This is a genomic window from Butyricicoccus pullicaecorum (genome assembly GCF_002160355.1).
Classification (GTDB): Bacteria; Bacillota; Clostridia; order Oscillospirales; family Butyricicoccaceae; genus Butyricicoccus; species Butyricicoccus pullicaecorum.
In genome coordinates, this window is sequence record NZ_NFKK01000005.1 from 79,458 (window position 1) to 93,219 (window position 13,762).

At 51.6% G+C, this 13,762-nt stretch carries 13 protein-coding genes; 8 read left to right on the top strand and 5 right to left on the bottom strand.

Going from position 1 to position 13,762, the window contains the following annotated elements; genetic code table 11:
* The 4 genes from B5F17_RS06135 (at position 1) to B5F17_RS06150 (ending at position 4,835) form a co-directional block, all read left to right on the top strand.
* Positions 1-1,308, top strand: coding sequence for an acetyl-CoA hydrolase/transferase family protein (locus tag B5F17_RS06135; protein ID WP_087371920.1), 1,308 nt, complete (start codon positions 1-3; stop codon positions 1,306-1,308).
* A gap of 181 nt (positions 1,309-1,489) precedes the next feature.
* On the top strand, positions 1,490-2,932 hold the full coding sequence (locus B5F17_RS06140) for a 4-hydroxyphenylacetate 3-hydroxylase family protein (protein ID WP_087371922.1): 1,443 nt from the start codon (positions 1,490-1,492) through the stop codon (positions 2,930-2,932).
* Between the two features lie 68 nt (positions 2,933-3,000).
* Positions 3,001-3,852 carry a transketolase gene (locus B5F17_RS06145; protein ID WP_164470501.1) on the top strand — a complete coding sequence of 284 codons (852 nt, stop codon included), beginning with the start codon at positions 3,001-3,003 and terminating at the stop codon, positions 3,850-3,852.
* Between the two features lie 14 nt (positions 3,853-3,866).
* Positions 3,867-4,835, top strand: a complete 969-nt coding sequence (locus B5F17_RS06150) for a transketolase family protein (protein ID WP_087371927.1) — start codon at positions 3,867-3,869, stop codon at positions 4,833-4,835.
* A gap of 54 nt (positions 4,836-4,889) precedes the next feature.
* Here B5F17_RS06150 and B5F17_RS06155 read toward each other — a convergent pair whose 3' ends face one another.
* The 3 genes from B5F17_RS06155 to B5F17_RS06165 form a co-directional block, all read right to left on the bottom strand.
* Positions 4,890-6,071 (bottom strand): Gfo/Idh/MocA family protein, encoded by a 1,182-nt coding sequence (locus B5F17_RS06155; RefSeq protein ID WP_087371930.1) that lies wholly within the window; start codon positions 6,069-6,071, stop codon positions 4,890-4,892.
* 151 nt (positions 6,072-6,222) lie between these two features.
* Entirely contained in the window at positions 6,223-7,356 is a 1,134-nt protein-coding gene (locus tag B5F17_RS06160) for a Gfo/Idh/MocA family protein (RefSeq protein WP_087371933.1), read from the bottom strand.
* Between the two features lie 33 nt (positions 7,357-7,389).
* Entirely contained in the window at positions 7,390-8,319 is a 930-nt protein-coding gene (locus B5F17_RS06165; protein ID WP_087371936.1) for a sugar phosphate isomerase/epimerase family protein, read from the bottom strand.
* Here B5F17_RS06165 and B5F17_RS14675 point away from each other — a divergent pair.
* A complete protein-coding gene (locus B5F17_RS14675) occupies positions 8,308-8,517 on the top strand; it encodes a hypothetical protein (RefSeq protein WP_143287693.1) in 210 nt (69 codons plus the stop codon). The two genes, B5F17_RS06165 and B5F17_RS14675, sit on opposite strands and share 12 nt — an antisense overlap.
* A 110-nt stretch (positions 8,518-8,627) precedes the next feature.
* On the opposite strand, the gene B5F17_RS06170 is transcribed toward B5F17_RS14675, so the two are convergent.
* The gene (locus B5F17_RS06170; RefSeq protein ID WP_162608101.1) at positions 8,628-9,509 is read right to left on the bottom strand and encodes a helix-turn-helix domain-containing protein; all 882 of its coding nucleotides are present in this window, start codon (positions 9,507-9,509) and stop codon (positions 8,628-8,630) included.
* A gap of 178 nt (positions 9,510-9,687) precedes the next feature.
* Here B5F17_RS06170 and B5F17_RS06175 point away from each other — a divergent pair, with 178 nt between their 5' ends.
* The 3 genes from B5F17_RS06175 to B5F17_RS06190 all read left to right on the top strand — a co-directional run bounded on the left by B5F17_RS06175 (position 9,688) and on the right by B5F17_RS06190 (position 11,927).
* Entirely contained in the window at positions 9,688-10,524 is an 837-nt protein-coding gene (locus B5F17_RS06175; protein WP_162608102.1) for a helix-turn-helix transcriptional regulator, read from the top strand.
* 116 nt (positions 10,525-10,640) lie between these two features.
* Positions 10,641-10,994, top strand: a complete 354-nt coding sequence (locus tag B5F17_RS06180; RefSeq protein WP_087371945.1) for a dihydropteridine reductase — start codon at positions 10,641-10,643, stop codon at positions 10,992-10,994.
* A 327-nt stretch (positions 10,995-11,321) separates the two neighbouring features.
* Positions 11,322-11,927 (top strand): TetR/AcrR family transcriptional regulator, encoded by a 606-nt coding sequence (locus B5F17_RS06190; RefSeq protein ID WP_087371951.1) that lies wholly within the window; start codon positions 11,322-11,324, stop codon positions 11,925-11,927.
* A 144-nt stretch (positions 11,928-12,071) separates the two neighbouring features.
* Here the strand turns inward: B5F17_RS06190 and B5F17_RS06195 are convergent, their stop codons facing one another.
* Positions 12,072-13,760, bottom strand: coding sequence for a carbohydrate-binding domain-containing protein (locus B5F17_RS06195; protein WP_087371954.1), 1,689 nt, complete (start codon positions 13,758-13,760; stop codon positions 12,072-12,074).
* Between the last annotated feature and the right edge of the window lie 2 nt (positions 13,761-13,762).

Consider the following 13,762-nt stretch of genomic DNA (forward strand, 5'->3'; position numbering starts at 1 on the left):
ATGGATTGGAGAAGTTACTATAAGGAACATACGATGACGCCGGAGCAGGCGGTCGGTATGATCCACGACGGCGATCGCGTGGTATTTGGTCACGCGGTCGGTGAACCGATCATTTTTCAGCGCACGATGGCACGTATGGCAGAGCAGTTCCATAACGTGGAAGTCGCGCATATGGTATATCTCGGCTCAGGTGACTATTTGCAGCCTGGTATGGAGAGCCATTTCCGTCATAATGCGTTATTTGTGGGCGGCGCGGCTCGCAGGCCGATTGCGGAGCACCGCGCAGACTATACGCCGGTATTCTTTTCGGATGTGCCGCGTATGTTTCGAGACGGTACGCTGCCGGTAGACGTGTTTGCGTTCACATGCTCGCCGCCGGATGAGCGTGGATATGTGTCGCTGGGTCTGTCCTGCGATTACGGGGCACAGGCGGTTAAGTCGGCTAAAACGGTGATTGCAGAGGTCAATCCGAATATGCCGCGCACTTACGGTGAGAGCTTTGTGCATGTGTCCGAAATCGACGGGTTCCTGTGTTCGTGGGAGCCTCTGCCCGAATCCACCCCGGCGAAAATTTCCGAGGAAGATCGGCAGATCGGCAAGTACATCGCGGATTTGGTGCGGGACGGAGATTGTTTGCAGCTCGGCATCGGTGCACTGCCCGATGCGGTATGCTCGTTCCTTGGGGATAAGAAAGACCTTGGACTGCATACTGAGATGATCTCGGACGGCGTGCTGCCGCTGCTGGAGAGCGGCGTCATCAACGGCAAGTGCAAACAGCGAGATGTAGAAAAAGTGTGCATCACCTTCCTGATGGGAACACGACGGCTGTATGACTATGTAGACAATAACCCGATGATTCGGATGCTGCCGGTGGATGTGTGCAACAACCCGGCTGTTATCTCGCAGAATGACAACGTCGTGTCGATCAACTCGTGCGTTGAGGTGGATCTGCAAGGCCAGGTGTGTGCGGAAGCGATTGGCTTGCGGCAAATCTCGGGCATTGGCGGGCAGATGGATTTCGTGCGAGGTGCCAATCTGTCCAAGGGTGGACGATCGATCATTGCGCTGCACTCAACGACCAAGGATGAGTCCGCTTCCAAGATTGTCACTACATTGACAACCGGTGCGCCGGTTACGACCAGCCGCTGCGATGTCAACTATATCGTCACGGAATACGGCGTAGCTCAGCTGCGCGGCCAGACCCTGCGCGAGCGCGCCAAACGGCTGATCGCCATCGCGCATCCGAAGTTCCGTGCGGCACTGGCCGAGGAATACAAGGCTCGCTTTGGTGAGGCGCTGGACGTATAAAAGGAGGGATTTTCATGGCAGACCACAGAGCACCGTCCACGCCTGTCCTGCTGCTGATCCTGTGTTTGATCCTTTTACTGTCTGCTTTCTGTTTGTATCATACATTTTTCTTATATTATACTTGAAATCTACGCATGCCTCGGTCTGCCACTGGGGCACAGGAAAGAAGGAATCTATCGTGATGACCAAAGAACAATATGTGCAGTCTCTGCGCGGATTGCATTTAAACTTGTACCGCTTCGGGGAAAAGGTAGAAAATGTGGTGGATGACCCGATCGTGCGTCCGTCTCTTAACTCCTTTGCGGCGACCTATGAACTGGCGGAGGACCCGCAGTACGAAGACCTGATGACCGCAACCTCCAGCCTCACAGGCAAGAAGATCAACCGATTCACACATCTGCACCAGTCTGCGGATGACCTCATTCGTAAGGTCAAGATGCAGCGCTTGCTGGGTCAAAAGACGGCGGCATGCTTTCAGCGCTGTGTTGGACTGGATGCGGCAAACGCTGTTTACTCCACGACATATGAAACCGATGAGGCTTGCGGTACCAAGTATCACGAGAATTTCAAGAAGTTTTGGTCAGAGGTGCAGGAAAACGACTGGGCAGTCGATGGTGCGATGACCGATGTTAAGGGTGACCGTGGGCTGTCTCCGTCCCAGCAGGCTGACCCGGATCTGTTCCTGCACGTGGTGGAGCGTACGGCGGACGGCGTGTACGTCACGGGTGCGAAGGCACACCAGACCGGTTATCTGAACAGCCATTATGTGCTTGTGATGCCGACGATCTCCATGCGCAAGGGAGATGAGGATTATGCAATCTCGTTTGCGTGCCCGACCGATGCGGAAGGCATCACGCTGATCCTTGGTCGACAGTCCTGTGACACACGCAAGACCGAGGCGTACAACGACATTGATGTGGGCAATAAGGTGTACGGCGGTCACGAAGTGCTTGTCATTTTTGACCGCGTGTTCATCCCGAATGACATGATCTTCCTCAACGGCGAAGTGGAGTTTGCCGGTATGATGGTAGAGCGCTTTGCGGGATATCACCGTCAGAGCTATGGCGGCTGCAAGGTTGGCGTAGGCGATGTGCTGATCGGCGCGACTGCACTTGCGACTGAAATGGCGGGCTGTGCAAAGGCAAGTCACGTTAAGGACAAGATCATCGAGATGACACATCTGAACGAAACGCTGTACTGCTGCGGCATTGCGTGCTCTTCTCAGGGTACCCAGACCAAGAGCGGCAACTATCTGATCGATCTGTTGCTGGCAAACGTCTGCAAGCAGAACGTTACGCGTTTCCCGTATGAGATTGCACGGCTTGCGCAGGACCTCGCGGGAGGTCTTATGGTCACACAGCCGTCCGAGGCAGATTACCGTAACCCGGCAACGCACGATTATATCGAGAAGTATCTCAAGGGCGTGGCTTCCGTTCCAACCGAGGATCGTATGCGCGTATTGCGTCTGATTGAGAACATGACGATGGGTACGGCAGCCGTAGGCTACCTGCCTGAGTCGATGCACGGCGCAGGATCGCCGCAGGCGCAGCGCATCATGATCGCGCGCCAGTCCAATCTGGAGCAGAAGAAAAAGCTTGCCAAAGAGATTGCCCGTATTGAATAAACCAAAGGACAAGCGCTCGTCCGAAGGCATCGGGCGGGCGCTTATTCGCATACATAAAGGAGGAAATTATGGATCAGCAGAAATTGCATGAGCTTCGCGTATTCGCCGCGGAAATCCGCCTGGAAACATTGAAAATCATCGGCTCCCGCGGCTTCGGACACGTCGGCGGTTCTATGTCCATGGCAGATGCGATGGCGGTGCTGTACGGTGCAGTCATGAAGATTGACCCCAAAAACCCGCGCTGGGAGGATCGCGATTGGTTTGTGCTTTCCAAGGGACACGGCGGACCGGTCATGTACGCAACACTGGGCCTGAAGGGCTATTATCCGATTGAGACCGCTTATACGCTCAACCAGCCGGGCACCGACTTCCCGTCCCATACGGATCGCAATAAAACGGTGGGCGTTGATCTGACGACCGGCTCGCTGGGGCAGGGTATGAGCGAAGCAATTGGCGCTGCGTTGGGTAACCGTGTGCAGGGACGCGGCAATCGTGTGTTTGTGGCGATTGGCGACGGCGAAGCAGATGAAGGACAGATCTGGGAGGGTGCACAGTTTGCTGCGCATTATCAGCTGGATAACTTGATCTGCCTGGTGGATGACAACAAACGCCAGTTGGACGGCGCGGTTGCTGACGTAATGAGCCATGGCAAGGGCATCGGCGCTAAGTTTGATGCGTTTGGCTGGAATGTCATTTCAGTCAAGGACGGCAACGACGTTGAGCAGATTTATGATGCGCTGCAGCAGGCTTGTGCCTGCAAGGGCAAGCCGAGCTGCCTGATTTTGAATACGGTCAAGGGCAAGGGCGCAACCTTTGCCGAACCCTCGGGAGCGCATTCCTCGCAGCCGACGCAGGAGCAGTGGGATGAGGCAATTGCAGCAGCGGAAGCAGCTCTGCAGGCAGTCAAAAACGAGCAGTAAGGGAGGGAAAAATAATGAGCGTAACATTGATTGGCAAGCACGAGAAAGACAGCCGTGCAAATCGTGACGGCTATGTAGAGGCGATGCTGGAAATGATGGCAGAAAACAAAAAGCTGGTACATATCGACTGTGATCTGATGGGCTGCATCAATACCGGCAAGTTGTTGAAGGCATTTCCCAAGAGGACTTTCAACGCAGGCATCGCCGAGCAGAATGCAATGGGTGTTGCCGCAGGTATGGCAGCGACCGGGCTGACGGCTTTTGTGCATTCGTTCGGTTGCTTTGCCTCCCGCCGCATGTTCGACCAGGCATTTTTGGCGGCAGGTTATTCCGAACTGCCTGTACACGTTATCGGTTCCGACCCAGGCGTAACAGCAGCATTCAACGGCGCGACCCATATGCCGTTTGAGGACTGCGCCTTGTATATGACCATTCCAAATGCGGTCGTTATTGACTCGTGCGACTTTGCACAGACCAAATCACTGACGAGAAAGCTGGCAGCAGACAGCCGGCCGTCTTATATGCGCTTGATCCGCAAGACGTTCACGACTGTATATGCGGACGGTTCGGAATTTGAAATTGGTAAAGGTGTTACACTGCGTGACGGAAAGGATGTGACGATTATTGCGTCCGGCATCCTGCTGGATGAGGCGCTGAAGGCACATGAGCAGCTGGCACAGCAAGGTATTTCTGCACGAGTGATCGATATGCACACGTGGAAGCCGCTGGATGATGAACTGGTTTTAAAAGCGGCTGCCGAAACCGGCTGTATTGTGACTGCGGAAAATCATCAGGTTTCGTGCGGCCTGGGTTCGGCTGTGGCGAATTTGCTCGCGGCTAAGTGTCCGATACCGCTTGAACGTGTAGGTATCCAGAATCGCTTCGGTCAGGTTGGTCCGCAGGACTTCCTGATGCAGCAGTACAATCTGACAGCTGCAGATATTGTGGCTGCGGCTTGTGCGGCAATGGCAAGAAAATCGTGATGCAATAAACAAAGGCTGCCCGCAGGCAGCCTTTGCTGTTTTTGTAAGAGTTTTTTAATGCGCTGTTTCACTTGCTGGGAAATCGAGCGGCAGGGGAGCGGGACGCTCAAAGGTAGTTTCCGGCTCACAGAAGATGTGCTCATGCGCGGATTTGAGGATGCACTCCATGACTTCCAGTGAATGCAGCGCCATGTCGCCCGAGGCGCGTGGCTTGCGGTGTTGGGCAAGCGCATAGACCATGTCTACCAGACCGATACCACGCGGATTTTCCGCGTGACTGATGGAATTAAACGGATGATGGTTGGGAATAACCGTCCACGGGGTGTTCACATGTGCGGCGCTGCGCGCGGGATCGGCCCAGCGATACTCTGCGGACGTGCGCAGCAGCGCGTCTCCGCCGAACAGATTTGGTCCGGAGATCGGGGCTTTTTCATCGATCAGCACCGTTCCTTCTGTACCATATAGTTCCATGCGCGGCATTTCCGAATCCCACACATCAAAGCTGCAGGTCAGCGTGACGATTGTACCAGAGTCGAACTCAAGAATGGCGTTGATGTGCGTATCTACATCAACAGGCAGTACCTGACCCTTGCTGGGACCGGACGGAACCGTCCGGGTGTCGGCTGCCTTGGTGGCCATTGCGCAGACGCGCTGTACCGGACCGAGCAGACTGAGCAGTGCGGTGATGTAATACGGTCCCATATCGTACAGCGGGCCTGCACCGGGTTGATAGAAAAAGGCGGGTGCAGGATGGTGGAATTCGTGTCCGTGACCGATGAAGTAGGCACCGCCGCCCGTGATGTGTCCGAGTTTGCCGCTGTCGATCAGTTCGCGGATGGTCTGCAGACGACCGCCTAAAAAGGTATCCGGCGCACAGCCGAGCAGAAGCCCTTTTTCTTTTGCCAGTGCGACCAGCTCTTTGCCCTGGGCATAGGTCATGGCGAGCGGCTTTTCGGTGTAGACGTGCTTGCCGGCTTTGAGCGCCGCAAGGTTATATTCGTAGTGTGCCTGTGGTGTGGTCAGGTTGAGAATCAGGTCGACTTCCGGGTCGGCAATGACCTCTGCGCCCGAGGCATAAGCCTTGGGAATACCGTGCTGCACGGCTTTGCGCTGTGCTTTTTCCAGTCCGCGGGAAGCACACGCGATCACTTCGACCGCGTCATATTTTTTCAGATTGTTCAGATAAACGTCACTGATATCACCAATGCCAATGACGCCGATACGGATTTTTTTCATACAAATGCAGCTCCTTTTCATCGTATAAGAATCATTTCTGAATTGTTGGATTGCAGTTTGTCCGGTTTGGATATCTGGTTGTACTGCCTATCCGTTGCGCAAACGCGGTACAGCTCAATCCAGCTGCACCGCGTCTATAGGTAATAGATGTTTATTGCATTTCAGAAACCTTGACCCAGCGACCTTCGCGGGCGGATGTGGCCATCGCCTCGAGGATCGTATCAACATAGTGACCGTAGGCAATGTCAATATCCACCTTGCGGTTTTCCGTGATAGCAGTCAAAATATCATGCGCCTGAATGGACATGACCTCGTTGTAGGCGATACCCTGCTCATCCGTACCGCAGAAGTTTGCATAGTCGCCATTTCGGGTGTTGCCCTTAATAATCTTGTAGCCGCGCTCCTTAGGATCGCAGTCATTGGAATAGTACAGAAGTTCATTGATGCGAGTCATTTCAAATCTGACCGAGCCTTTGCTGCCCTGAATTTCGTAAGCAAGGCTGACAGGGCGCGCAATCGAGACGCGGCTGGAGGACATCGACCCAATGCGGCCGTCCTCGTACTTGACGATCACATAGATCTGGTCATCTGTATCAATGTCCAGCATTCTGGACGGATCACGCGCATCCGGGCGCTGCTTGTACGGCGTATCCCAGGACGCAAACACTTCGACAATCTTTTTGCCAACGATCATATCGGATAGGCTGACGATATGTGCGGTCAGATCACCCAGCGCGCCGGTGCCGGCAGTTGCGGCAAGCTGGCGCCAGGTCGCCGGGGTGTTCGGGTCTGCACAGTAAGAGCAGTCGAATTCGCCGCGGAAGGTGATAAAATCGCCCAGTTTACCGGAATCCATCAGTTCTTTTGCAAGTACATTAGCCGGGCATTTGGTGTAAATGAAGTCGACCAGACTCTTGACACCCGCTTTTTCGATCGCGTTTACCATTGCCTTGCCCTCAGCCAGTGTATTAGCCATGGGTTTCTCGCACAGAATATGCTTACCCGCTTCCGCTGCGGCAATCGTGATCTCTGCATGGGTGAAATTGGGGGTTGCAATAATGACCAGTTCGACTTCCGGATCGTTGATGACGTCATGCCAATCGGTGGATACTTTCTTATATCCGAAACGCTCGGCAGCAAGCTTGGCTGCTGATTCGTTGACATCTGCAACATGCTCAAATACCGGTTCTACATCATGATAGGCCTGGCGAACATTATTCAAGCCAATGGAATGGAAACTTCCCATCCAGTTTGCGCCAATCAGACCCACTTTTACCTGTTTCATAATATTTGTTCCTTTCTGCTTTGATGTAAAAGGTTAGATTTTGTATCCGATGCCCTTGAGAAAGTCTACGCTTGCCTTGACGTTTGCAAGGCTGTTATCGACGTTGCGCGGATCACATTCCTGCTCGATGGTGATGTAGCCGTTGTAGCCGATTTCGTCTAGCACATCGGCAACCGCTTTGTAGTCAATCATACCCTGACCGATCGGACACATCGAACCTCTGGCACAGCCCTCAAAGAAACGGATATGTTCCTGCATAACTTCGTTGTATACCTTGGGGTCGATGTCCTTAAAATGTACATAGTCCAGACGATCCTTGTATTTGCGCAGCCATGTCACCGGGTCCATGCCCGCATATTGCAAATGTCCGGTGTCGAGTACAAAACCTGCCATTTCATTCGGAATTTCTTCTGCAAGACGGTCGATCTCGTCACCAAACTCGATATAGCCGCCACAGTGCGGATGAAGAACCGGGCGCACGCCGTAGCTGTTGGCGCGCTCACACAGCCCCTTAAAGTGGCTGATGAGCTTGGCCCAGCCAGCTTCGTCCAAGCGGGGAGCACGGTCGGAATGGCCTGCTGCATAGTCGCGTTCATCATGACCCCAGTCCATCACGGTCATGTAAGGAGACGGCCAGCGCTGGCCGTCTTCTCGTGGCAGGGGTGGCAGTTTAGTGATCAGTTGACAGATGCCGTTAACTTGATGCAGCAGCTTTTCGTAGTTGTCGTCACTGAGCATATCGTCGAAGATCGTACCCGCGACGATTGATAGCTGGTTCTTGTTCAGCTCTTCGGTTACGCCCTCAATATCATCCGTCGGAATCCATCCGTTCGGCCCCAGTTCGATCGCGCTGTAACCGGCCTCATGCGCTTCGCGCAGCACGCGCTGCCACGTGGGCAGATGTGGATTGTTGATGTCGTCGACACCCCAGCAGCAGGGGGCGCCGCAAATATGAATACCCATACTTCATTACTCCTTTGTCAGTGTTATGTGCGTAGATTGACGCTGTTTCTTGGTGTATTCATTATTGCGCATCTGCCTATTTTCTGCTTCTACAAAACAGCAGGATTATTTGTAAAAGCTTACAAATTTTCAAAAGGAAAGAAAAATGCAGGAAATCAAGAGAAACAACGCATTTCCTGCGTGATTCGAGATGTATAAGTGCATTTATTTAAAATAGCCTAGATGAAATAAAACTCTTGATTGTGCGGTTTTAACGCATGGATTTGTATATTTCTGCTTTTGGGAAAAAGAAAATGCCGGGGTGTTTCCTATTGGTGACACCCCGGGTGGTTTGTTTGGTTTGCTTGTTGTGTTTTGCGATAGTTCTTACGAAACTGTCCGGGAGAGATGCCCACATACTTGCTGAACAGTTTGTTGAAATGGCTTTGCGCGTCAAAACCAACCATTTGCGCGATTTGTGAAATGGGATAATCGGTAGAAATCAAAAGGGTTTGTGCTTCTCCGATTTTTTTGCGCAACGCATATTGCATGGGAGGATAGCCCAGCATATCTTTGAATACATGCGAGATATAGGATGCGCTCATACCCAATGCTGTGCTGATTTGCTTCATGGTAAGAGGTTCCAGATAATGCGCATCAATATAATTTTGGATTTTATAACCTAAATAGTAATTGGGATGTGGTTCCTGTGGGCGCTGTTCTGTATGGATGACACGCCAGATGATTTCAAGAAGAGCCTGCGTTTCATAATGGATCATATATTGTGACCAGACAGACGGGTGTTCAAAGTGAGATCGCATGATTTCACACAGGGAGATTACATCGTCAAAATCCTGTGATATATGAAATACAGGGTTGACATTAGTTGGAATCAGCGCATTGGCAGGTAAATGTGGTATTTGCAGATTTCCAACGGCAAAAAAGTAGCTTCCAATCTGTGCGTTGGCGCTGGAAAGCTCATCGTGCACGACACCCGCATTATAGATAATGATATCACCCGGTCGGATCAGTTGGCGCTGATCGCCGATGAGGTATTCGCTGATCCCGCTGTAAATGATGCTGATTTCCACATGCTCTGCATGGGAATGTAAGATGCGAGGATAGCTGCTGATTTCGGGCAGTACCTTTCCCATATAGTAAAGTTGGGGCATCTGTTCGGAATGAAAAATGGGAGATACCTGCTTTTTCATAAAGTGCTGAAGCATGACGGGTTCCTTTCCCAATGGTGAAAATATGGTTTCTGATTTCTCATTATAAGGTTTTTATAGACAATATCTTTTAATATCTTGCGAAAATATTTGGATGTCCTTGCGATAGACACATAATTTGGATATGATAAGCCATATAGAACCAAAGGAGGGGAGTCGAATGTATGCCGATGCTGTTCCAACAGCGCAATTTGTTCACTTGCATTTTGTTGATGCAAAATATCATGAGCAGCATTCACAGTTGCTGCATAAGCACGATGATGTACTGGAATTGTTCTATGTGATGAAAGGAGAAGGACAGTATCTTGTTGCAGGTAAAAAATATTTCGTCCGTTCCGGTAATTTGGTGATCTGCAATGCAGGCGTAATGCACGGAGAAGAGCCATTTAGGCGACATAATATGGAAAGTTATTGCTGTGTTTTGCAAGGGGTTGCGCTGCGAGGAATGCAGCCCAATACATTGAGCGGCGCAGAAAATAACCCGGTTTTATATTTTTTGGAGGACCGGGACGTGGTGGAACACATTCTGCTTGCGCTACATGCACTTGACCAGCAATCCGCGGTGCATCAAGCGGTGTCGGGTCAGTTGGCAAATGCTTTGCTTGGCATTGTTTATGAGAAACTGCATTGGAGACAGCAGCCAAATGGGCTGGTCGAAAAGAATACAGAAGAATTCATTCAGAATATCATGCAGTATCTGGATACACACTTTATAGAACCGCTACAGCTACAGGAGCTGGGAATGCGGTTTCATATTAGTCCGTTTTACCTTGCACATATATTCAAAGCAGAAACCGGTATTTCGATGATGAAGTACGTCATGTGCCGTAAAATCGGTGAATCGCAAAATCTTTTGATGAATACACAGATTCCGATTGGCGTTATCAGTGAGAAGTTGGGATTTAGTGACCATTGCCATTTCAGCACGACCTTTAAAAAATATATTGGCATTACACCGACACAATATCGACACCATTTTCAAAAAATATCGAACTGATATCGCTTGATCGTTCTAAAGAAGGTTTTTAACTCAACACGAAGTCCGATCTGTGTTGTTCCGTCGTCCTTTTGATTCTGATAAGATAAAACCATCAAATCAAGGAGGTACAAACCATGAACACAGATAAAATCTACGCCGAACACCTTGCAAACGAATATGCCCCAAAGGATGATTCCAAGGTCATCGCTCTTCGAAAACTGGATGCAAGAGCAAAGCTGCCGGCAACCGTATTTACCTACTCTGTTGGCATTGTCAGTGCGCTGATTGCCGGAGTGGGCATGTGCCTTTCTATGGACGTGATTGGAAGCGGCAGTTTGGCGTCGTTCGTGCTTGGTGTCATCATCGGGCTCATCGGCTTGGCTGGCATGGGCATCAACTATCCTATTTACAAGAAAATGCTGGCGAAAGGAAAGCGGAAATACGCTTTCGAGATCATGGAACTGGCTAAAGAAATCAGCGGAGAATAATAGAATGAAGAAAGCAAAGATGATTCTGGACAGGTTTCTTCATCCGCCCAAGCGGATCATAGGTACTGTCCCAACGGCCTCTTTTGCCGCACTCATTTTCGTCTTTGCGTCCCATCGGGAAGAAAGTGCTGCTGCGTATCCAATTTTTTTGCTGTCAGCATATTCTCTCGTTATCCTGCTTGCCGCCTTGCCAGCATTGGCAGGGCGGCTTGTTCGGCCTACAGCCCGGTGTGCCGCTGTCTTTTGTTCCATGACTGTTTTGTACATTATGAGAGCATATCTGGCATTTAGGTACCGTTGTCAAAAATAAAAAGGAGGTGAAGAGTAATGAAGAAATCCGAAAGCAAATACTTTAATACTGCGCTCCGGATGGATCAAGCTTTTCTGGAACTGCTGGAAAAGAAAGATATGGAGTATATCACAGTGAAGGAAATCTGTGAAGCAGCGGGTGTCAATCGCTCCACCTTCTATCTGCCCTATGAGACGATCGGAGATTTGCTCGCAGAAAATATACAGTACATGAATGAGCAATTTCTGGAACACATGAAGCTGCGGTCGGAGGACTTTATCTCCAAAATTCAGCAATGTCCCTTGGATGAATTATATCTGGTCACCCCTGAGTTCCTGAGACCGTATCTTGCATACATCGCGCAAAATAAACGTCTGTTCCGAATCGCATTGAAGAATTCCGGTTCACTCGGCCTGGACAAAACATACAGTCGTATGATGGAGCATGTTTTCATCCCGATTCTGGAGCGATTTCAGATCGCAGAGGCAGATCGAAGTTATATACTGACGTTTTATATTCATGGCCTTATGGCCATTATTTCGGAATGGCTGAAAAACGACTGCACAGATTCGATTGGCCATGTGAGCGCTGTTATGGAGCAATGTGTTATGCGCGAACGTGGAAAACAGGAGAAAAGTAAATGAAAGCTGGAATTTATCTAGGAAAAGAAGCGGTTGAGAGCTAGAAGTTAGATCTGTACGAAGCGTTCGAAAGAAATATGGCAGGCGGCCTCCTTTTAGAAGACTGCCTGCCATTCTATTTTAGTTTATGAGTAGGCTGCGTTTCTGTTATGCTGTCTGACTGGCCTCGGGGGCTGCCTGACGGTCTGGAGGAGTACCCTCCTCAGCAGAGTCCGTCGTGCTGTCGGATGGCGGCATAGTCTGACGGCCGCTGCCCTTACCGCCGCCGCCTTTGCCGCCGCCCATCTGACCGGGGGTGTTCTCCGAACCGTCATTGGTCGTAAGATCGCCGCCGTTGTTCGTGTAGGTGCCGTCGCAATCGATGGCGGTGTTTCCGCTGCCGTTACAGGTAAGATTCAATGTGCCGCCGTTGATGGTCAAAGCACCGTTGGAATCCACGCAGTCGCCGGTAGACACAATGGTGAAGGTACCGCCGTTGATCGTAATGAAACTGTCAGAGGTGGAAGCGAAGGTATCCTGCTGCCGGCCGCCAAAACCGCCCAAGCCGGAGCTGTCTGCACCACCGGCCGCGTTGAGACCGTCATCGTTGGAGGTAATGTCGAATACGCCGTCTTGTATGGTGATAGAGAGGCCTTCGATGCCTTCATAACAGTAGGGGATGGTAAAGGTGCCGCTCTGGACGGTGAGCGCGTCATCGCAGTGGATTGCGTCATCTCCGCTGTTCAGGGTGAATTCTCCTGCGGCAATGGTCATTGCGCCACCCGCATGGAAACAGTCGTCTGCGCTGTCAATGGTGAAGGTACCGTTGTTGATGGCGTAGGTGCTTTCGCCTTTGATGCCCTTCTGACTGACGGAATCTTCCTCGGTTTCTGTGACAGTATCTTCTGTCGGGGTACTCATTGCGCCGCGGAAGCCGCCCATCTGGCCGGACTCGCTGCTGGTCATGTCCACGCTGGCACTGCCCGAACCGGTATACAGGTCATAGCTGCCGCCGTCGATCTGAACGGCTCCCTGTGCGCTGATCGCATCACCCTGGGAGACGATGGTAAAGGCTCCGTTGGCAATATACAGGTAGCCCAGAGAGGTATCTTCACTGTTTTCTGCATGAATGCCATCCTGATCGGATGTGATGGAAAAAGTGCCGTCGGCAATGGCAATGCTGTCCTTGCCGGATAGACCGTGTCCGGCAGAAGCTATGGTATAGTTACCGTCCGTGACCACGAGATCGTCCTTGGATACAACGCCGTGTCCAGCCTGCGCATTGATGGTCAGGCTGCCGGAGCCGTTGAGGGTCAGGTCGGTCTTGGCGAAGAGGACAGCGTCGATGTTGTTCTCGTCGATGGCTGTGTATGTTCCGCCGTTGGTCAGCGTATTTTGCGTCCCTTCAGCCAGCGTAACAAAGACCTTATCTGCGGTTCGCGTATAGATGGCGGCAGAGGTGCTGCTGGTAATATCCGCACCGGCCAGAACCAGCTGTACCTTGTCGGTTTCTCCGGCGCTGACTACAATCTGACCGTCAGTGAGGGTGCCGGAGAGCAGATAGATGCCTTCGGCCCCGATGGTGATTTGACTGCCTTCTATGGTGACCGCGTCGGAGTCACAGGCGGCGCTGTCTCCGTTGAGTGCAATCTTGATGGCCGTGCTTTCGTCATAGCTTGCATCCAAATCGCGGTCACTGAAGATGCTGGTGGTGTCTATGGCAGATACTGTGGTGGCTGCCTGCTCAGAGGCGGCAGTCTGCGTGGTGGAGGACGACGAAGCCTGGGCACCGCAGCCGCTGAGCATCAGCAGGGCGCACAGCGCCAGCGCGCGGTATCGGTATTTTATTGTATGCATAA

Excerpts from the sequence above, each read along its gene's own strand:
- B5F17_RS06135 (WP_087371920.1), top strand. The coding sequence starts at position 1 with ATGGATTGGAGAAGTTACTATAAGGAACATACGATGACGCCGGAGCAG.
- B5F17_RS06140 (WP_087371922.1), top strand. The coding sequence starts at position 1,490 with ATGACCAAAGAACAATATGTGCAGTCTCTGCGCGGATTGCATTTAAAC.
- B5F17_RS06145 (WP_164470501.1), top strand. The coding sequence starts at position 3,001 with ATGGATCAGCAGAAATTGCATGAGCTTCGCGTATTCGCCGCGGAAATC.
- B5F17_RS06150 (WP_087371927.1), top strand. The coding sequence starts at position 3,867 with ATGAGCGTAACATTGATTGGCAAGCACGAGAAAGACAGCCGTGCAAAT.
- B5F17_RS06155 (WP_087371930.1), bottom strand. The coding sequence starts at position 6,071 with ATGAAAAAAATCCGTATCGGCGTCATTGGCATTGGTGATATCAGTGAC.
- B5F17_RS06160 (WP_087371933.1), bottom strand. The coding sequence starts at position 7,356 with ATGAAACAGGTAAAAGTGGGTCTGATTGGCGCAAACTGGATGGGAAGT.
- B5F17_RS14675 (WP_143287693.1), top strand. The coding sequence starts at position 8,308 with ATGAATACCCATACTTCATTACTCCTTTGTCAGTGTTATGTGCGTAGA.
- B5F17_RS06165 (WP_087371936.1), bottom strand. The coding sequence starts at position 8,319 with ATGGGTATTCATATTTGCGGCGCCCCCTGCTGCTGGGGTGTCGACGAC.
- B5F17_RS06170 (WP_162608101.1), bottom strand. The coding sequence starts at position 9,509 with ATGAAAAAGCAGGTATCTCCCATTTTTCATTCCGAACAGATGCCCCAA.
- B5F17_RS06175 (WP_162608102.1), top strand. The coding sequence starts at position 9,688 with ATGTATGCCGATGCTGTTCCAACAGCGCAATTTGTTCACTTGCATTTT.
- B5F17_RS06180 (WP_087371945.1), top strand. The coding sequence starts at position 10,641 with ATGAACACAGATAAAATCTACGCCGAACACCTTGCAAACGAATATGCC.
- B5F17_RS06190 (WP_087371951.1), top strand. The coding sequence starts at position 11,322 with ATGAAGAAATCCGAAAGCAAATACTTTAATACTGCGCTCCGGATGGAT.
- B5F17_RS06195 (WP_087371954.1), bottom strand. The coding sequence starts at position 13,760 with ATGCATACAATAAAATACCGATACCGCGCGCTGGCGCTGTGCGCCCTG.